At 59.6% G+C, this 19038-nt stretch carries 20 protein-coding genes and 1 tRNA gene; 9 read left to right on the top strand and 12 right to left on the bottom strand.

The window, feature by feature from the left end; genetic code table 11:
* Positions 1-58: 58 nt before the first annotated feature.
* The 6 genes from DWA01_RS17685 to DWA01_RS17660 form a co-directional block, all read right to left on the bottom strand.
* Positions 59-949: an MBL fold metallo-hydrolase gene (locus tag DWA01_RS17685; RefSeq protein ID WP_114287128.1), complete on the bottom strand. Its 891-nt coding sequence runs from the start codon at positions 947-949 to the stop codon at positions 59-61.
* 34 nt (positions 950-983) lie between these two features.
* Positions 984-1406 carry a DUF6691 family protein gene (locus DWA01_RS17680; protein ID WP_114287127.1) on the bottom strand — a complete coding sequence of 141 codons (423 nt, stop codon included), beginning with the start codon at positions 1404-1406 and terminating at the stop codon, positions 984-986.
* Positions 1407-1416: 10 nt separating this feature from the next.
* Positions 1417-1848: a YeeE/YedE family protein gene (locus DWA01_RS17675; RefSeq protein ID WP_114287159.1), complete on the bottom strand. Its 432-nt coding sequence runs from the start codon at positions 1846-1848 to the stop codon at positions 1417-1419.
* Between the two features lie 210 nt (positions 1849-2058).
* Positions 2059-2517, bottom strand: coding sequence for a DUF1499 domain-containing protein (locus tag DWA01_RS17670; protein ID WP_336470013.1), 459 nt, complete (start codon positions 2515-2517; stop codon positions 2059-2061).
* A gap of 95 nt (positions 2518-2612) precedes the next feature.
* On the bottom strand, positions 2613-4427 hold the full coding sequence (locus DWA01_RS17665; RefSeq protein WP_114287126.1) for an ABC-F family ATP-binding cassette domain-containing protein: 1815 nt from the start codon (positions 4425-4427) through the stop codon (positions 2613-2615).
* Positions 4428-4703: 276 nt separating this feature from the next.
* On the bottom strand, positions 4704-5558 hold the full coding sequence (locus DWA01_RS17660) for a GNAT family N-acetyltransferase (protein ID WP_235008600.1): 855 nt from the start codon (positions 5556-5558) through the stop codon (positions 4704-4706).
* A 105-nt stretch (positions 5559-5663) separates the two neighbouring features.
* On the opposite strand from DWA01_RS17660, the gene msrB reads away from it, so the two are divergent.
* Positions 5664-6059 carry a peptide-methionine (R)-S-oxide reductase MsrB gene (gene msrB, locus DWA01_RS17655; RefSeq protein ID WP_114287125.1) on the top strand — a complete coding sequence of 132 codons (396 nt, stop codon included), beginning with the start codon at positions 5664-5666 and terminating at the stop codon, positions 6057-6059.
* Between the two features lie 427 nt (positions 6060-6486).
* Here msrB and DWA01_RS17650 read toward each other — a convergent pair whose 3' ends face one another.
* Positions 6487-6942, bottom strand: a complete 456-nt coding sequence (locus DWA01_RS17650; protein ID WP_200832610.1) for an outer membrane protein assembly factor BamE — start codon at positions 6940-6942, stop codon at positions 6487-6489.
* Between the two features lie 81 nt (positions 6943-7023).
* Between DWA01_RS17650 and DWA01_RS17645 the strand changes: the two genes are divergently transcribed.
* The 8 genes from DWA01_RS17645 (at position 7024) to DWA01_RS17610 (ending at position 13576) form a co-directional block, all read left to right on the top strand.
* Complete coding sequence (locus DWA01_RS17645; protein ID WP_114287124.1) at positions 7024-7587, top strand: YceD family protein; 564 nt, start codon at positions 7024-7026, stop codon at positions 7585-7587.
* A gap of 307 nt (positions 7588-7894) precedes the next feature.
* The gene (gene rpmF, locus DWA01_RS17640) at positions 7895-8101 is read left to right on the top strand and encodes a 50S ribosomal protein L32 (protein WP_114287123.1); all 207 of its coding nucleotides are present in this window, start codon (positions 7895-7897) and stop codon (positions 8099-8101) included.
* Between the two features lie 22 nt (positions 8102-8123).
* On the top strand, positions 8124-9230 hold the full coding sequence (plsX, locus tag DWA01_RS17635; protein WP_114287122.1) for a phosphate acyltransferase PlsX: 1107 nt from the start codon (positions 8124-8126) through the stop codon (positions 9228-9230).
* Positions 9227-10201: a beta-ketoacyl-ACP synthase III gene (locus tag DWA01_RS17630; protein ID WP_114287121.1), complete on the top strand. Its 975-nt coding sequence runs from the start codon at positions 9227-9229 to the stop codon at positions 10199-10201. The genes plsX and DWA01_RS17630 overlap by 4 nt, the downstream gene beginning before the upstream one ends.
* 90 nt (positions 10202-10291) lie before the next feature.
* A complete protein-coding gene (gene ihfA, locus DWA01_RS17625) occupies positions 10292-10594 on the top strand; it encodes an integration host factor subunit alpha (RefSeq protein ID WP_114287120.1) in 303 nt (100 codons plus the stop codon).
* Positions 10595-10606: 12 nt separating this feature from the next.
* The gene (locus DWA01_RS23700; RefSeq protein ID WP_235008599.1) at positions 10607-12193 is read left to right on the top strand and encodes a MerR family transcriptional regulator; all 1587 of its coding nucleotides are present in this window, start codon (positions 10607-10609) and stop codon (positions 12191-12193) included.
* Between the two features lie 110 nt (positions 12194-12303).
* Positions 12304-12380: transfer RNA gene (locus DWA01_RS17615), tRNA-Pro, on the top strand.
* Positions 12381-12505: 125 nt separating this feature from the next.
* Positions 12506-13576, top strand: a complete 1071-nt coding sequence (locus DWA01_RS17610; protein WP_114287155.1) for a 2'-deoxycytidine 5'-triphosphate deaminase — start codon at positions 12506-12508, stop codon at positions 13574-13576.
* A gap of 25 nt (positions 13577-13601) precedes the next feature.
* Here DWA01_RS17610 and DWA01_RS17605 read toward each other — a convergent pair whose 3' ends face one another.
* From DWA01_RS17605 to DWA01_RS17585, 5 genes are all read right to left on the bottom strand, one after another.
* Positions 13602-14891, bottom strand: coding sequence for a GGDEF domain-containing protein (locus DWA01_RS17605; RefSeq protein WP_136057776.1), 1290 nt, complete (start codon positions 14889-14891; stop codon positions 13602-13604).
* A gap of 560 nt (positions 14892-15451) precedes the next feature.
* A complete protein-coding gene (scpB, locus tag DWA01_RS17600; protein WP_114287118.1) occupies positions 15452-16090 on the bottom strand; it encodes an SMC-Scp complex subunit ScpB in 639 nt (212 codons plus the stop codon).
* Positions 16087-16872, bottom strand: coding sequence for a segregation and condensation protein A (locus tag DWA01_RS17595; RefSeq protein ID WP_114287117.1), 786 nt, complete (start codon positions 16870-16872; stop codon positions 16087-16089). Before DWA01_RS17595 ends, scpB begins: the two co-directional genes overlap by 4 nt.
* A gap of 1 nt (position 16873) precedes the next feature.
* Entirely contained in the window at positions 16874-17881 is a 1008-nt protein-coding gene (nagZ, locus tag DWA01_RS17590; protein WP_114287116.1) for a beta-N-acetylhexosaminidase, read from the bottom strand.
* Complete coding sequence (locus DWA01_RS17585; RefSeq protein WP_114287115.1) at positions 17878-18999, bottom strand: SPOR domain-containing protein; 1122 nt, start codon at positions 18997-18999, stop codon at positions 17878-17880. The genes nagZ and DWA01_RS17585 overlap by 4 nt, the downstream gene beginning before the upstream one ends.
* Between the last annotated feature and the right edge of the window lie 39 nt (positions 19000-19038).

Here is a 19038-nt window from a genome sequence, read left to right as displayed (position 1 = left end):
CGTTCAGGTTTTGCAACGGGGCCTGTCGCCAGCCGCCGCTAATAGGATTTATCGGAAATCAAAGCAGGTTGACCGGCACTTTCAGGAAGGTTGTGCCCTGCGCATCGGCGGGTGGCAGTTCGCCGCCGCGCATATTGACCTGCAGCGAGGGGATGATCAGCTTTGGCATGCCCAACTGCGCGTCACGCTCGGTGCGGAAGGCCACGAACTCGTCTTTGTTTTTGCCGCCGCCCACGTGAATGTTATGCGCCTTTTGCTCAACAACAGTGGTTTCCCAGGCAATGTCGCGCCCGTTGGGGGCGTAGTCGTGGCACATATACAATTTCATCTCATCGGGCAGGTTCAGCACTTTCTGAATACTGTCATAGAGTTCCCCGGCGTCTCCGCCTGGAAAATCGGCGCGCGCCGAGCCGCCGTCAGGCATGAACAGCGTATCCCCGACAAAAGTCGCATTGCCCATCGTATGGGTCATGCAGGCCGGGGTATGGCCCGGCGTCGCCATGGCAAAGCAGCGCATTTCGCCCACCATGTAGATATCAGCATCGGCAAACAGCTTGTCAAACTGCGAGCCGTCGCGTTGAAATTCGGTGCCCTCGTTAAAGACTTTGCCGAAGACCTCCTGGATTACAGTGATGTTTTCGCCAACGCCGATCTTGCCGCCAAGCTTGCCCTGGATATAGGGCGCGGCAGACAGGTGATCGGCGTGAACATGGGTTTCAATCAGCCATTCAAGGCTCAGACCATTGCCGGTGACAAAGGCGATCAACTCGTCGGCGTGATCACAGGTGATGCGGCCGGCAGCATAATCAATATCCATCACCGGGTCGATAATGGCGCAGGAAGTGGACGCCGGGTCCTTCACCACGTAGCTGATAGTGTTGGACGCCTCGTCAAAAAACGCGGTGACCTCGGGGGACACATTCATATCGGCTGGATAATTCACAGACATCTCTTTCTCCGTATATGCTGCCGGACACTCATTGTCAGATTGTTGCAGTCTTATTCATCATGGTTTTGGCGGCAAAAATTCCGGTCACCAGAGAGGCAACAAAGATCAGCACGTCCGGGTTCAGCGTGCCAAGCGCCGGCAATGCGCCACCCGGGCAGAACCCGGCAATGCCCCAGCCAATGCCAAACAGGGCGGAACCGCCGACAAGCCTGCGGTCGATCAAACGGCTGGAAGGCACGTTAAACGCTGTGTCCATCATTGGCGCGGGTCGTTTCAGCACAAAGCGGTAACCAATGAACGTCACCACCACCGCGCCGCCCATGACAAAGGCCAGACTGGGGTCCCAGCTGCCGGCGATGTCGAAAAAGTTAATCACTTTCGCAGGGTTGGACATGCCGGACATCACGATACCCAGCCCGAACACCAGCCCCGTCAAAAAGGTAAGTACATGTTTCATCAGACGTTCCTCACAGGCCAAGAACATGACGGACCACATAGACCGTCAGGAAGGTGAACAGCATGAATACTGCAGTGGCGACGATGGAGCGCGGCGACAGGCGGGCCATGCCGCAAACGCCGTGGCCCGAAGTACAGCCGGAGCCAAAGGTGACGCCGATACCAACGATCACGCCTCCGATTACCATCATCGGGGTAGAGACCGGCACCTGGATCACCGGCATCTGACCAAACAGCAGTGAATACAGCAGCGGCCCGGTGACCATGCCGGCCAGCAGCTGCGCCCGCCAGGTCCAGTCAGAGCTGCCGGAAGGGCTCAGGACACCTGCGAGGATGCCGGTGGCGCCAAAGACGCGTCCGCGCAGCAACATCAGCAGAACCGCGGCGAGCCCGATCAGTATGCCGCCGATCAGTGAGGCCCAGGGGGTGAATTCAGTGACCACGACCACGCTCCCTTTTGAGTTTCGAAATATTCATTTGTGCGTTTCCTTTTTGCAAACCCTACTTCAACCCGCTGGCGAGTTCGGTGAGTTTGTCACACAAGGAGCAAAAAAGACCAGGTTATCGTCGCGCCCGCGTGGTTATTCAGTAAAACCAATCACTTGAGCGGAAGAATATTTTACCGATCAGCAGATCGGCAGACCGTGCGAAGGTTAAAGCGCCTGGCGCAACTGTGCCATCCAGCTCAACACGCGCGCCTTGTTCACGCCCAGATCAGAGCGCCCGAAGCGCAGGCGGGCGAAAATCACCAGTTGGCTGCCGCCAGTCACGTCTGTCGCGGTCACGGAGGTGTAATCGGGAAAACCCCAGAAACGGCTGCGGGTGATATAGGTGATGCGGCCTTCAGCAACAGATCCGGTCAGCACTTTGGTGCGCGCCGTGGCGCGGGCAATCCCGTCCAGCGCGCGCAGCACTTCGCTTGTATCTGCCTCAAGAACCGGGTTGTCGGCACTGGACGCCATCAACAGATATCCTGCCCGGCCCGGATCAGCCGCTCGCAGCGGCGCCACATGCCAGAGTTCCGGATCGCTGGGGGCAAAGCGCACCCAGGCCGCAGCGCCGCCAATGAGCACCGCAACACTCAACAGCAGAATTTGCACCAGAGTCATCATATCTGAACCACCTGTCAGGGAGCGCCCTGCCCCCGCCTGTCCACAAAATATCTAGCGTGAACAGCTATGCAAACCAACAGGTTGCGTGACGTCAGTTATTTCGCCGCCCGATCTTCCAGCGCCATCCACTCTTCTTCGGCAGCGTCCAGCGCGGCCTGACGTTCCAGCAGCGCATCGGTGGCTTTCTGGAATTTCAGCGGCTCTTTGGTGAACAGATCCGGGTCCGACATGAAATCGGTGACTTTGACGATCTCCGCTTCCAGCCGTTCCATGATGCCGGGCAGCTCTTCCAGGCGGTGTTGTTCCGTATAGCTCAGCGCGCCGGCGGGTTTTTTCTCTGCAGCCGCAGATTTCCCCCCGTTTTGCCGCGAGGGTTTGACTGTGACGTCAATACCGAGTCGCTCCTGGCGCTGATCCTGATAATCGCTCCAGCCGCCGGGATAGAGCGTGGCATCGCCATCGCCCTCCATCGCCACGGTCATCGTCGCCACCCGGTCGATAAAGTCGCGGTCGTGGCTGACCAGCAGAACAGTTCCGTCAAAATCGGTCAGCAGTTCCTGCAGCAGATCGAGTGTTTCCACATCGAGATCGTTGGTCGGTTCATCGAGCACCAGCACATTGGATTCGCGCGCCATGATTTTGGCCAGCAGCAGCCGGGCTTTTTCGCCGCCTGAGAGGCTGCGCACCGGGGCGCGGACCTGGCTTTCGTCAAACAGAAATTCTTTCAGATAGCCAACCACGTGTTTGGGTTGTCCGCGCACCATCACCTGATCGGCCTTGCCGGAAACGCGCATGCCCTCTTCTGAGGTCATGCTGTCCCACAGGCTGAGATCCGGGTCGAGTTTGGAGCGGTTCTGATCAAACACTGCCATTTCAAGCCGTGTGCCCAGTTTGACCTCGCCACCGTCAGGCGCCAGCTCGCCGGTGAGCATTTTCAACAGCGTGGTTTTGCCAACCCCGTTGGGACCGACAAAGGCGATCCGGTCGCCACGGGCGATTTTGATCGAAAAATCGCGGCAGATGGTTTTGCCGTCAAAGGTTTTGGAAATACCGAAGGCTTCCACCACTCGTTTGCCGGATTTCTGCCCCGAATCCAAAGCCATGGCAGCAGCGCCCTGGCGGCGGATCATATTGCCGCGTTCCGCGCGCAAATCACCAAGGGCGCGCACCCGGCCCTGGTTGCGTTTGCGCCGCGCAGAAATGCCTTCCACCGCCCAGCGGGCCTCAGATTTGATTTTGCGGTCGAGCTTGTGGCGGTTGATGTCTTCTTCTTCCCAGGTCTTGTCGCGCCAGGCCTCAAAAGCGTCAAACCCCTGTTCCTGACGACGCACCGCGCCCCGGTCGATCCACAGGGTGGCTTTGGTCAGGGCGCGCAGGAATGCCCGGTCGTGGGAAATCAGCACAAAAGCGGCGCGGGTGTTCTTCAGCTGGTCTTCCAGCCAGGCGATGGCTTCGATGTCCAGGTGGTTGGTCGGCTCGTCCAGCAGCATCAGCCCGGGTGCTTCGGCCAGCAGTTTGGCCAGTGCCGCGCGGCGACGCTCGCCGCCCGAGGCTGTGGCGGTCTTGCCATCCGGGTCGAATTTCAGCCCTTCGGCGGCCATCGCCACTTTGTATTCTTCGCCCGCAGCGAGACCACTGGCGGCAAATTCGCCCAGCGTGTCAAATCCGGAGATGTCCGGGTGCTGATCCATATAGCCCACCGCGGTACCGGGGCGGATGATACGACTGCCGCTGTCCGCCTCCACCAGCGAGGCCATGACTTTCATCAGGGTTGATTTGCCCGAGCCGTTGCGGCCAACAAGTGCGACATGATCGCCTTGCTGGACCACCAGATCGAGGCCGTTAAATACAGGATCACCGCCAAAAGTAAGCGAGATATCGGAGAGCTGGAGTAAGGGTGCGCGTGCCATAACGCTCAGCTAACGCCCGGCGGCGGGCGCGTCAATGCCAAGCGACGGTTCGGGCCATGCAACGCGCCGTTTCAGCCAGAGAACTGACCGGTGTGGTGCTCCGGCGGCAGCAGTTACGTGCAAAACTGCTGTTGGCAAATCACTTTTAGGCCCGGTGCGCTGACGCGGCAGCGTGGACATCAGGCGACACGCCTGCCCGGCGATTGCAGCGACCTACAAAGCTGCTGTTGGCAAATCAACTGTGGGCCAACGGGCTAGCGGGGCCGCAATCAGGCGTTACGCCTGTCCGGCGGCGCTGCGCAGCAGACGCGCCCGTGCTGGCGGGATGGTTTTGATTTCCAGCCCCGTGAACACATGCAGCGTGTTCAGCTGCCGGTCCACCACCGCATGATCGCTGACCCACCCCCCCATCATCAGATAGCTGCGCAATAAAGGCGGTATCTGCGCCATAGCGCGCCGCAGGTCGGGTTCATTCCCCTCCTGCGGGGGAAAAGGAACCACCTCCGACGCTTTGATGCCCGGTGCCTGGCTCTCTGGCGCAAGGTGGCGGGCTCTGAGCCAGGCAAACGCATCCGCACAGGTGCCGGCATCGGTGCCCTGAAAGGAACTGCAGCCAAACAGCAGCGCCACGCCGGCCTCATCGACAAAGCGCGTCAGCGCCAGCCAGGCCAGGCGCATAATATCGGGGTCAAACCAGGCCGGATGGATACAGAAACGACCCATTTCCAGCATCGGACCGGGGAAGGCCGCCAGTTTTGAGAGATTATAAAACTGCGCCGAATAGCTCTGGGAAATGTCTGCGCCCGACGCCAGCGGCAGCAGCCGGAAACAACAGACCAGGGCGCCGGTTGCGACATCCTTCACCAGCACATGTTTGCACAGCGCATCAAACCGGTCGGCATCGCGCCCGTCCGCCCGGACTGCAGCCTGATCCGATGAGCACCCCGCCGAATGATTTTCTGTGTGCCTCTCTGTGTGCTTCTCTGTGCGACCCTCTGAGTGCCCCTCTGAGTGCCCCTCTGTGCTGCGACCTGCCACAAAAGCCAGATGGCGCAGCCGCTGCGCCGCGTCGATATCCGCAGGGCTCTCCGCGAGCCGCGCCTGGTAGCGCCCTTTGCGCAAAAGCAGCATAATATCTCCATTGTGATTTGCAGACCGGGGCCCGACCTATAAGTAAGGGGGAAAGCCCGGGTGCCGCAAGGTGGGGCCAGGGCGGCAACATGGGGAGCCAGCACGATGAGTGACAAAAATATCCGGTCTGATGAAGAGTGGCGCGAGATGCTGGATGCGGAGACCTATCGGGTGACGCGCCAGGCCGGCACCGAACGGGCTTTTTCCCATCCCGGGTTCCCGAAGTCTGAAGGGGTCTTCCATTGCAGCTGCTGTGGTGCAGAACTGTTTGAACAGAGTGAAAAGTTTGAAAGCGGTTGTGGCTGGCCTTCATTTTCCGCGCCCAAAGACGGCGCGCCGGTCGGTGAGACACATGATCTGAGCTTTGGTATGCGCCGCACCGAGGTGCATTGCGACAAATGTGCTGCCCATCTGGGACATGTCTTCCCCGACGGCCCTGGTCCGGGCGGGCTGCGCTATTGCATCAATGGCGTGTCGCTGGATTTCAAAGAGAAGAAGTAAGCCCTGTCCGCTCAGTGTACTGGACGGATTGGAACTTTGACCAAACGTCAGGATAAAGGGCAGCGCCTGAGCCTGCGGAGGCCGCGGATTTCAAATGAGAAGATCCACGCCTCAGAAGCAGTTTTTTCTGGCCCGCCTGGCAGGCTGACCGGGGATTAAGTTCCTTTGCCCGGCACCACCGGGCAACGCCTGTTTCAGGGCTCCGCCCGTTCAAACCTGAAATGGTCCCCCAGATCATTTCCGAGACGGTTCTCACTCCCCACGGCAAGGCGTTTCACGCCTCCCCAAGGTCTGGCACTGCGCTGTATTCTGGCGTCCGTCCGGAGTTCAACACCGGCAGCCCGATCTGCGGACCTCCCCCAAAAACAAAAACGCAGCCCCGGTGCTTCCGGCGGGCCGCGCTTTTCATTCCAGATATCGGACCGCGTTACTGGATCAGTTGATCGGCCGAAATTTGTCCCAGCCCGCCGAGCAGTTGCTGCAGGAAGGTTACGCCTTTGATATTGTCGTCGGTCACCCGGCGCGACAGAGCAACGACCCGGCCGTCGTCCAGTCCGAAGCGTTCAACATTGGACAGCACACCACGCGAATCAAAGCTGAGCGCAACCACCTGGCGGTCGACTTCCCTGGCTTCCTGCCAGGCAAACTGGCGGAACCGGCTGCCGACATAATACCAGGTGCCATCTTTTTGCATGCCCTGCGCCGTTGGCGCACCAATGGAGGTGGCAAGGCTTTCGCGGGTGTCAAAGCCCACGGTCAGATCCGCAAGTTGTTCTTGTCTGGGAACATAGCCGGTATTGCGGTATTGTGCGGCACAGGCCGACAACGTGACAAAAGCCATTGCAAAAATGCCCAAACGGACCCGTGTCGACATTTTCTGCATACTGTCCCTCTTGCCTTGCCTGGTCTTGCCTCGTATCGGCTTACAGAAGGTTTCACATCTGATCAAGACGGAGCGCAACCGATGAGCGCCAATACCCCGCCCCTTGCCTGGGCACATCCACTGCGGATCGCCGATCTGCCCAACCGTACTGCGACTCAGTTCTCGCTGATCCCCGATGCGCCCACGCGCGCGGCGATCGCCAGAGAACTTGGGCTGCATGGGCTTAAAAAGCTGCGTTTTACGGGTACCCTGCAAGCCAGTGGCAAGGCCGACTGGCAACTGAAGGCCGATCTGGGCGCTACGGTGACCCAACCCTGTGTGGTCACTCTCACGCCAGTCAGCACCCGCATAGATGAAAAAATGTTGCGTACCTATCTGGCAATGATTCCGGAAGACGACACTGAGCAGGGCGAAGAAATCGAAATGCCCGATGACGATTCGGTAGACCGCCTGGGCGCGTGGCTTGATCTTGGCGAAGTGATGATTGAAGCGCTGGAACTGGCAATACCGGATTACCCGAGGGCAGAAGGTGCGGAAATGAGCGAGGCCACTTTCAGCAAAGAAGGTGTAACGCCCATGACCGATGAGGATACCAAGCCATTTGCGGGTCTGGCCGCTTTGCGCAACAAGTTGCAGGAAAAATAAAATCGCCGGGCCCGGCCGGCCCCGGCGGTCGGCTGGCGCTCTGATTTCCGAACAAATACTGGCGTTTGCAATGTTTTTTGATAAAGGTTTGTATAAGGGCGCGGTTTTTCCTTGAATTACCTGCCACAAACACGCAAAAGGCCCGTCATATCCGGTGCACCAGAATTCTGGTTGCGCCGATCCGGAATCCGACTATGTTCCCGGGCTCGAGTACAAGTTGGGTTCAACTTCGGCGCGGTGAACGCATCAGACGCCGTAACCCAGAGATAACGGGGCATCTGCCCCCCTGAACGCCGAAGGTTGAGACATGGCCGTCCAAAAGAATAAAAAGACACGCTCCAAGCGCAACATGCGCCGCTCCCACGATGCACTCGTGGCCAGCAACCCATCCGAATGCCCGAACTGCGGTGAGCTGAAGCGTCCGCACCACGTCTGTGGCGCCTGTGGCAAATACGACGATCGTGAAGTCGTCGCACAAGCTGACGAGACCGATCTCGACGAAGACGCAGCATAAGCTATCCGGGGCACCCGCAGGTATGTCAGCGAGTTCGCAAGCTACACAGACGGGCGCCCGGCGCATTACAATTTCGGTTGACGCCATGGGCGGCGACCGGGGGCCGGCGACTGTTGTCGCCGGCTGTGCACATTCTGCCAGGCAGAATTCTGAAATTCTGTTTCTTCTTCATGGTCCGGAACCGGAACTGAAGACACTGGTGGCGCAGCACAAATCGCTGCAGGGCCGCTGTGAAATCCACAATTGTGACGATATTGTTTCGATGCAGGACAAACCCAGTCAGGTCATGCGACGTGGCAAGGGCACTTCTATGTGGTCCGCCGTTGATGCAGTGCGCAATGGCGACGCCGATGCAATTGTCAGCTGTGGCAATACCGGCGCGCTTATGGCGGTGTCGATGATCCGTCTGCGCAAGCTTCCTGGTGTCAACCGTCCGGCCATCGCCTGCCTGTGGCCCTCACAGAACCCGGGCGGCTTTAATGTGATGCTTGATGTTGGTGCTGATATTCGCGCCGATGAAAACGACCTGCTGCAATATGCGATGATGGGCACCTCTTATGCCCGCAATGGTCTGGGTCTGGCGCGACCGCGTATTGGTCTGTTGAATGTCGGCACCGAAGAACACAAAGGCCGCTCTGAACTGAAGCTGGCCCATGATCTGATTTCTGAAAATGCCAAAGCCGGTGAGTTCGAATTTGTCGGATTCGTTGAAGGCGGCGATATCCCTGGTGATTCGGTCGATGTGATTGTGACCGACGGCTATACCGGCAATATCGCCCTGAAGACCGGTGAGGGCACCGCCAGGCTGGTTGGGGATCTGCTCAAACAGGCGTTTCGGGCCAACTTGCTGTCCAAATTTGCCGCGCTTCTGGCGCTGCCATCGCTGAAACGACTGTCCGGGCGGATCGATCCGCGCCGGGTGAACGGCGGCGTTTTCCTCGGGCTGAACGGCACTGTGGTCAAGTCCCACGGCTCTGCCGATGCCACTGGTGTCTCCGCCGCAATCAAACTTTCCTTTACCCTGGCAAAGTCCGGATTTTCTGACCGGCTGGCGGCACGGGTTGCATCTGCTGCGACCTCGCGTAAAGATGCGCCCTCTGCGGGTGAAAAAGGCACAGAAAACACATGACAATTCGATCGGTTATCCGGGGCGTCGGGCATTATCTTCCTGAGCGTATTGTAGAAAACGCTGAGTTTGAGGAAAGCCTGGACACAACGGATGAATGGATCCGCACCCGATCGGGCATCGAACGCCGCCACATTGCCGCCGAAGGCCAGACCACATCCGATCTCGCAGTCAACGCCTCCGCAGCTGCGTTGAAAGACGCCGGCATGAGCGTCGATGATCTGGATGCTGTCATTGTGGCCACCTCCACTCCGGATCTGACATTCCCGTCTGTCGCCACTATGGTGCAGCACAAGCTCGGCATGAAGCGTGGTTTTGGTTTTGATGTCCAGGCCGTGTGCGCCGGGTTCGTTTTTGCCCTGACCAACGCCAATGCGCTGATCCTGTCGGGTCAGGCAAAACGGGTTCTGGTCATTGGCGCTGAAACCTTCAGCCGCATCATGGACTGGAGCGACCGCTCCACCTGTGTGCTGTTTGGCGACGGTGCCGGCGCTGTCATTCTGGAAGCCAGTGACGGTGATGGCAGTTCAGACGACCGCGGCATCCTGTCGGCCGACCTGAATTCAGACGGCCAGTATCTTGATATGCTTTATGTGGACGGCGGTGTCTCCAGCACCGGCACTTCGGGCAAACTGCGTATGCAGGGCAACCCGCTGTTCCGCCAGGCGGTTGGCAAACTGGCCTCCACGGCCCATCACGCGCTGGAGAAAGCCGGGCTCGGCGCAGACGATGTCGATTGGATCGTGCCGCATCAGGCCAACATCCGCATCATCCAGGGCACAGCCAAAAAAATGGGCGTATCGATGGATCGGGTTGTGGTCACCGTGCAGGACCATGGCAATACTTCTGCCGCATCGATTCCCCTGGCCCTGTCTGTCGGCCGTGACAAAGGCCAGATAAAACCGGGCGATCTGCTCGTCACCGAAGCAATTGGTGGTGGTCTGGCCTGGGGTTCTGTGGTTTTACGCTGGTAATCATCACTCTGCACCCTTGGCGCAAGCTGTTGATGTTGACTTAGAAATACCGGCGTTCCACACTGTCACTAATCTGTGAAGGGAGAAATCATGAGCGAAAAAACTTTGACCCGTATGGATCTCAGCGAGGCCGTGTTTCGTGAGGTCGGCCTGAGCCGCAATGAATCCGCGCAGCTGGTTGAAAGCGTGCTTGGACACATGTCTGACGCGCTGGTCTCCGGCGAAAGCGTGAAGATCTCGTCCTTCGGGACATTTTCCGTCCGCGCCAAAGCGGCACGGATCGGCCGCAATCCCAAGACCGGCGACGAAGTTCCGATCCTGCCGCGCAAAGTCCTGACGTTCCGCCCTTCGCATCTGATGAAAGACCGTGTGGCCGCCGGCAACAAAAAATAAGGTCACGCCGTCATGGATAAATCCAAAGAGGCCTTCCGTACCATCAGCGAAGTCGCTGAATGGCTCGAAACCCCTGCGCATGTACTGCGCTTCTGGGAAAGCCGGTTTACCCAGATCAAACCGGTGAAGCGGGCCGGTGGGCGACGCTATTACCGACCGGCCGATATGCGGCTTCTGGGGGGTATCAAGAAGCTGCTGCATGAGAATGGCATGACCATCCGCGGCGTGCAGAAACTGCTGCGCGAAGAGGGGGTAAAATATGTCTCCGCCCTGTCCACCGCACTGGATCCGGATCTGGAGAGCACCGCTGACGTCGTGCCTGAGGCACCGATGGCCGAAGACGTGCCACTGGAGCCGGTTGTGGACAATGTTGTGAGGATGCAACGGCCCGACGAGGAAAGCCTGGCGGCAAAAGACCCCGGCCAGGAAACACCGGGCGACAGCATCCTGGCGTCTGAAACCGGTGTTGACGCGGATGAGAACGATTCTGGCACCGCCGGTCGGAGTTACGATCCTGGCAAGGCGACCGGCATCCCTCCGGTATCTGACATCAGTCTTGAGCCGGTCGACTCAGGTCTTCAGACAAAGCCTGTCGCACCCCTCTCTCCGGTCGCTGAAGGCGCGCCGGAATTTGACGCCACGGCACCGGCAGATGCTGCGCCAGGTGCCCCGGTACCAGGCGACGCAGCAGCGGACAACTCAGCATGGATTGCAGGCGAAGAGCTAGTTCAGAGCGACATGGATCTGGCCCCTGCCCCTTCGTTGCCCTCAGAAGAGCCCGCGGAAGAGACTGCGCAGCCTGACACAGCGTTTGAGATACCAGCCCCGGAAACCGGGATCCCCGCTCCGGAACCGGATACGCCATTTATTGACGCCACTGAAATCCAGGATAATGAACCAGGCACAGGGGAAGACCTATCACCACCCCCAGTGGAGACGCCAGAGCTGGCGAGCGCGTCAGAGGCCCGCGACGCGCCTGTTGACGTCGTCCTGCCATCCGCAGCAGAAGCGAGCGCCGCTGACGAATTCACAGCGGTGGCAGCAGAGACTGCGACCTCAGATGCTGACAGCGTTGCAGACAGCGGCCCGGATTTGAAAGGTTTTGCCGACTTTGACACCGACGCGGCTGCAGATGCCGCTGCAGATGACATCCCGGAGTTTTCCGCCCCGGGTGTTGCGGTGCCCACCAGTGACCTGCCCGGGACTGAACCGGTACCGGCAGAAGCGCCGTTTGTCGCAGACCCTGTTGCTGAAACGCCCTATTCCGAAACGCCGGTTGCCGACGCGCCTGCTGTCGAAGTGACCGTTTCCGATGCAGATTTTTCAGAGCCGGAAGCAGCCGCCCTCCTGCCCGAAATGACGACGACTCCGATCACAGCCCCGGCGCCAGAGCCAAAAACCGGCGGTGATCTGCCACATCTGGTGCTTGCGACATCAACCGGTGACGCAAATCAGTCGGATCCACTGGACGACGATCTTACTTTTGTCTCTGAGAGCGGTGTGCTTGCCTCTCTGCGTCGCAAGCCGGATCTCTCGGCGTCACGCCAGCAGGTCAGCAAAATTTACCACCGGTTGAGATCACTGCGCGAACGGCTGTAAGCCCCGGGCAAATATTTGAGGCCGGAGCGCCGAGCAGCCGGAAATTTCTGCCACCGATTTCGATTCCTCTCTTGCAGCTGACCCAAAAGATAGTATGAACACTCTCACGTCGGGCTATAGCGCAGTCTGGTAGCGCGTCCGTCTGGGGGACGGAAGGTCGCAGGTTCGAGTCCTGCTAGCCCGACCAACAAAAACGCCCGCACCAGCAATGGTTGCGGGCTTTTTTGCAACCAGCGCCCTGATTTCACTGTAAATTCGGCGCCAATCGCATAGGCTGACGAACAACAGTCAGGGAGAAACAAGATGAGTGCAATGACCGGCGTTTTGCCCAGCCAGGTTCTGAGACAGCTGATTTCAGATGGCATACTGACCGGCAGCCCGGACATCACCGAAGCACAGATCCAGCCGGCCTCCCTTGACCTGCGCCTTGGCACTGTGGCTTACCGGGTGCGCGCCTCTTTCCTGACCGGCGAAGGCGCCACCGTGGCCGAGCGCCTCGCTGAGTTTGAAATGCACCGCATTGATCTGAGCGCTGGCGCTGTGCTGGAAAAGGGCTGCGTTTACGTGGTGCCGCTGATGGAACATCTGGATCTGCCAGACACAATCCAGGCGGTGGCCAATGCCAAATCCTCCACCGGACGGCTGGATCTTCTGACCCGCACCATCACCGATGGTGGCGTTGAATTTGACCGTATCGCTCCAGGCTATACCGGCCCGCTTTATGCCGAGATCTGCCCGCGCAGTTTTTCCGTGCTGGTGCGCCCGGGCATGCGGCTTAACCAGATCCGCTTTCGCCAGGGCCAGGCGGTGCTGTCAGATGCCGAGCTGAAGCAGTTGCACGCGGACGAACGCCTGGTGTCCGGAGAGGCATTGATTTCCGACGGGCTGGGCTTTTCGGTGGATCTCTCCCCCAGCGAAGGCACGCTTGTCGGCTATCGCGCCAAGCCCCACACCGGGGTGATCGATCTGGACCGTATCGCCCATTATGACCCGGCAGAGTACTGGGAACCCATCCACAGCACCGAGGGGCGAATCATCCTGGATCCCGGCGCATTTTATATTCTGGTCAGCCGGGAAGCGGTGCATATCCCGCCGCAATATGCGGCAGAAATGGCGCCCTATCTGGCGATGGTCGGCGAGTTCCGCGTCCATTATGCTGGCTTTTTTGACCCTGGTTTCGGCCATGGTGCCGCCGGTGGCACCGGCTCACGCGGCGTGCTGGAGGTGCGCTGCCACGAGGCGCCTTTTGTGCTGGAACACGGGCAGGTTGTCGGCCGGCTGGTGTATGAGCAGATGGCTGCGGAGCCTGAAACACTCTATGGCGCCGGTATATCGTCAAACTACCAGGGCCAGGGATTGAAACTGTCGAAACATTTCCGCTGATAGCGGCGGGCGGCCTGGCCGCCGCTCAGGCGCTGAACGGCAGCGGCTCCCGCGCCGCCATCTCACGCGCCTGGCCTTCAAGCTGTTCGCGCAGGTCCTCCGCTTCAACCCCGTCAAATTCTGCAACCATATTGCGGCCCTGATCTTTGGCACGGTACAGCGCCTGATCGGCACAGATGAGTCCTTCATACAGGCCAACTTCGCCCTGGCCCACTTCGGCAACACCAAAGGAGGCGGTGATGTCAAACGTGCCCCCCTCAGCATTAAGCCGCATGTCACTCTCCAGCGTGGCGCGCAGCCGCTCAGCGATCTCCACCGCCATATTCAGGCGGGTTTCCGGCAAAAGGATCAGAAACTCCTCCCCACCCCAACGGGCCAGTATGTCAGTGGGGCGCAGAGATTTTGACAGCAACCGGCTGACCCGGACCAGCACTTCATCACCGACCTGATGACCGAACTGATCATTGACCTTCTTGAACTCATCCAGATCCACCATGATCAGCGCCATGATACTGCCACCCGCCTGGGCATCCCCCAGCGCCACTTGTGTTTCCAGCAAGGCGCCCCGACGGTTGCGGGCACCGGTCAGAGGATCACACAGAGCCTGGCGGGCATAGCGCCGCTCGGCCGTGCGGCGATTGCGGTCCATTTTCTCCAGCGTTCTGGCGGAAGCGTAGACCATGAACCAGATAAACCAGGTCACCAGCGCGACAAACAGCGGCCCGGTCTGCTGGCTTTCCGGGTGGGCATCCCGCAACAGAAGAAAGCCGACAGCCCAGGGCACCAGCATCGCCAACAAGATCTGAGTGCGCAAAACCCGGCCCGATACCCGGTTGCTCAGGAACGGGCGTACATAGCCGTGATGAGCATAAAGTGACAATGTGGCAAGCGCCAACGGTGCGACCAAAACAATCGACGTTGGCGACATCGCTCCAAAGAAACTATTGTGCCCGTAAGAATATCCGATCAGCGAGATGAGCGGCAGCCAGAGCGCCAGCGCGGCGGAAACAAGCCCGGCGCCGACCACCTTGTGGCGCAACAGGATGCCAAGAGAGATGCAAAGCAGCGCAATTTCTGTCGACAGCGTCAGCCAGGGTGAACTGTGGGAGTGGTCCGGCATCCAACTGCTGAACCAGCCCTGAATCTCAACGGGAATATTACCCCCATGGTGCAGTTCTATGCCCGCAAGAATCAATATGACAGATAACAGTGACAGGACCCGGGTGACAAAATACAGCCGCCAGTTGGTCTTATATTTCACCAGCGCCAGCGCCAGCATGCTTATGACAAGCAGGCTCAGACCGTGGGTTTCCAATCGCAATCCAACAGCACTGCTCTGGCGAAGGGACCCCAGAATATACTCCCCCCAGACGACTGTGGAAAGAATCAGAACAGCCACGACGAGGCTCTGACGCACCAAATGCACTTGCCGGACAAGAGGATAGGATACCGACCAGCTCCCATTCACGCCACGTTCCAAAATCTCATCCCCGGCAAAATCTCATCCCCCAAAATCGCAATTTACCCCCAACCAAAGGGCATTCTAATATCCTGGTCCTTAAATTTCTTTACGCATTGGCAAATGGCCTGTACACGCAATTTTCTGAATAAAATCAAAAAGCTTAGGCTATCTGAGCCCAAAGTATCTATGTCTGGTCTACTTAAACAATCTACGGCTCAACCGGAGCGTTTTCTGAGCGTTTTTCGCAATCTTTTCTGCGGTTCGGCTCTGTTGCAAAGTCTTACCCCCTGCCCCACGTTTAACGAGGAACCCCTTCAAAACCCTGAAACCTAATCCTAAAATAAAATTATACCGCATCCAATTTCCCCCGGTACTTGGTGGAATATTACAGAAATTGCTGAAAAAAGCAGCAATTATTCGCTTTCGAACATATCTGTCTGCTCATCCGTGCTTTCCGGGTCGTCCTCCTCAGAGACATATCCCGGCGCAGGCCGGTTCTCCAGCAGGCCGGCGGCGCGCAATTCCCGCAGCCCTGGCAGGTCGCGCGCGCTTTCAAGGCCAAAGTGGTCGAGGAACTCGGCCGTCACCACAAAAGTCACCGGGCGGCCCGGTGTCATACGCCGGCGTCCAAAGCGGATCCACTCCAGATCGATCAGCAGATCCACAGTGCCGCGCGATACAGAAACCCCGCGGATTTCTTCGATCTCGGCACGGGTGACCGGTTGGTGATAGGCGACAATTGCCAGGGTTTCGATCGCGGCGCGTGACAATTTGCGGTGTTCCACTGTTTCCCGTTGCATCAGAAAACCAAGGTCAGGCGCGGTGCGGATCGCCCAGCTGTCGCCCACCCGGCACAGCCGGACGCCCCGGCCCTCATAACGTTTGCGCAGATGTTGCAGCGCCACCGCAGCGTCCGCCCCATGGGGCATACGGGCGTTCAGATCGGCCACTGTCACCGCCTCTTTGCTGGCAAACAGGATCGCTTCAACCATGCGCTCCTGGTCCCCGACCGGTGGCGCTTCAAACAGGCTTTGTTCTTCACTCTCACTCATCTGGATTTCCTGCGTATTTCGATCGGTGCATACAGTTCCTGCTGGCGGATTTCAGCGCGGCCCGCTTTCACCAGCTCAAGTGAGGCTGCAAAGGTAGCCGCCGTAGCCGAGCGCCGGCGTTTTGGGTCCCCGATCCAGCCATCAGGTAGATAGGTCACGATATCGGTCCAGTCGCCGGTATAGCCGATCAGCGCACGCATTCGCTCCAGCGCCTGCTCCATAGTCAGAATTGACTCCCGGTCCAGCACAAAAGGGCGGAAGTCGTCTTTGGTACGGATGCGGGCATAACCCTGCATCAGGTCCAGCAACGTGGCGCCATAAGTGACCTTGCGCACCCGGCTGACATTTTCGGACATGCCGCGGGCAAAAAAGTCGCGCCCTTTCTGATCGCGCGCCATCAAACGCGCCGCCGCTTTGCGCATGCCCTCCAGCCGTTCAAGCTGAAAGGCCAGGTGTGCCGCCAGTTCTTCGCCGGACGGGCCTTCGTCAGAGGGATCAGGTGGTAGCAGCAGCCGTGATTTAAGAAAGGCCAGCCAGGCCGCCATCACCAGGTAATCCGCCGCCAGTTCAATGCGCAGCTCTTTGGCCTTTTCGACAAACCCGAGATATTGCACCGCAAGATCCAGCACCGAGATCCGCCGCAGATCGACTTTCTGGGTGCGCGACAGGGTCAGCAACAGGTCGAGCGGGCCTTCAAACCCGTCGACATCAATGATCAAAGCCTCGGCCGCCAGCCGTGCTTCAACTTTATCTCCGAAATCCAGTTCCTGCTCGCCGGCCATTTCAGCCCTGTTTTGCCATACTCAGACTTTGAAGTTCCGCCCGGGCGGCCTTTATGTCAATGGGGTCTGGCACCTGACGCAGCAGAAGCGCCTTTTGTGCCCGCGTTTCTGCCGCGTCGCTCATATCACCTGCAGCCTCGACCACCAATTTCATTTCCGCCAGATCACCATTGCAGTGCAGTACCAGATCACAGCCCGCAGCAATTGAGGCCCGGCTGCGCGTCGCCACGTCACCGCTGAGCGCCTGCATGGAAATATCATCGCTGATCAGCAACCCGCCAAAGCCAATCTCATTGCGGATCAAATCCGTCATAACCGCGCTTTGAGTGGCCGGATGCGCCGGGTCGATGTCTTCAAATACGATATGGGCGGTCATCGCCATCGGCAGGTCAGACAGCGCCCGGAAACTGGCGAAATCTGTCTCCTTCAGGGTCTGACGGCTGGCGGAGACACGTGGCAGGTTTTTGTGGCTGTCCACAGTGGCGCGCCCGTGGCCCGGGATATGTTTCAGCACCGGCAGCACACCGCCGGAGAACTGGCCGTCGGCCATGGCACGGGCGTTTTTCACCACGGTGGCCACGTCGGAGCCATAACAGCGGTTGCGCAGAAACACATGGGTGGTGTCGCTGGCCAGATCGGCGCAAGGCGCACAGTTCACGTCAATGCCGCAGCCCCGCAGCTCATGTGCGATCAGCCGGCCGCGCAGCCACATGGCGCGCTGCGCTGCGGCTCCGGCCCATTCGGCCTGATCCAGCGGCGGCAGATGCTGATGCCAGTGCGGGGCGGTCAGGCGCTGAACCCGGCCTCCCTCCTGATCAATCAGGATCGGGGCATTGCGCCCGACAGAGCCGCGCAGGTCGGAAGTCAGCTGGCGCAGCTGCGCCGGGTCAATGACATTGCGGGCAAACAGGATAAATCCCCAGGGATTTGCCGTGCGGAAAAAATCTGCCTCGGCAGAGGTAAGAACGGGCCCCTCAACGCCCAGAATGGCGGCGCTACACCGGTTCATCGGGTTGTAACCGGCACACACTCGCTGTTTGCCGACACCAGAGTGGCGCAAAAACGGCGGCTGTCCGCGAGATCGACAAACCCCATCGCCCGCAACCGGTAAAAGGTTTTACCGCCTGAGCGCGCTTCCTGGATGACACGCTGTTTGCCGGGCACTTCATCTTCAAACCGCAGCGCCAGGGTCTCCCAGGCGGCGCGCGCCAGATCAGAACTGCCAAAGGCGCCGAGCTGGACCAGAGTGCTTCCGGCCGGGACGGTTGCGGCTTCAACCTCGGTGACGCCGGTCACCGCCGCCAGAATGCTGGCCGCGGCGCCAACGGCGATATCTGTGGCACCAGCGCTGCGGCTGACCAGACTGGCCGGACGCAGACGGGGGGTGCTGGAGCGCCTCAGCCCGCCTGCAACTGGTGTGGCTGCTTCTGCAACTTGCGGCATGGCCTCAATGGCAGAGGGGGCGGTTTCTGAGGTCTCAGCGCCGGACGGAGATACATCTGACGGCGCAGTGTCGTGCGGCACGTTATCAGAGGCTGCGCCAGAGACCGGGTTTGTTTCTGTTTGCAACAGCTCAGACGGCTGCAGCGTGCGCAACACGTCCTGCACCGCGCCGGAGAGACCGCCATTCGCGGCGCCGGGCGCGGCTGATCCTGTTGCCGCGGGCAACGTCAGCGGTTGCAGATCAGACATCGGCAGATCATCGGCGGACAGTTCAAGCGGGCGCGGTGCCAGGGTCAGCTGGTCCGCCGGGGCTGCAGCCTCGCCCACCGCTGCGATCGCATTCACCGCCAGGCCCATGTGGCTGGCAAACTGGCCACCGGGATCTTCAGGCGCCACGCGCATGGGCCCTTCCAGCGCACGGACCACCGGCACCCCGGACACGTCCCGCATCACCAGTTGATAGCCCCAGACCGCCAGGCCGCCGATCAGCAGCAGCGATACAGCTGCGCCTGCGAGGCTGACCAGCCGGCCGCGTCCGCCACCGCCACCGCCCGGCGCCGTCTGATTGTTTTGAGGGGTATAAATGTCTTGTTGCGGCGCTGCGCCCTGCTCCGGCCAATAGCCGGCAGCCGCATCCTGTGCGTCGCCATACCCGTATTGAGTACCGTAATCGAGATTCGCCATTTTTGCCTCACCGCCCCCGATTGAATCCGGAGATCAAAC

Source organism: Candidatus Halocynthiibacter alkanivorans, assembly GCF_003333265.1.
Classification (GTDB): Bacteria; Pseudomonadota; Alphaproteobacteria; order Rhodobacterales; family Rhodobacteraceae; genus Halocyntiibacter_A; species Halocyntiibacter_A alkanivorans.
Note: the sequence above shows the minus strand (reverse complement) of the source record. Positions and strands in the feature narration are given on the sequence as shown.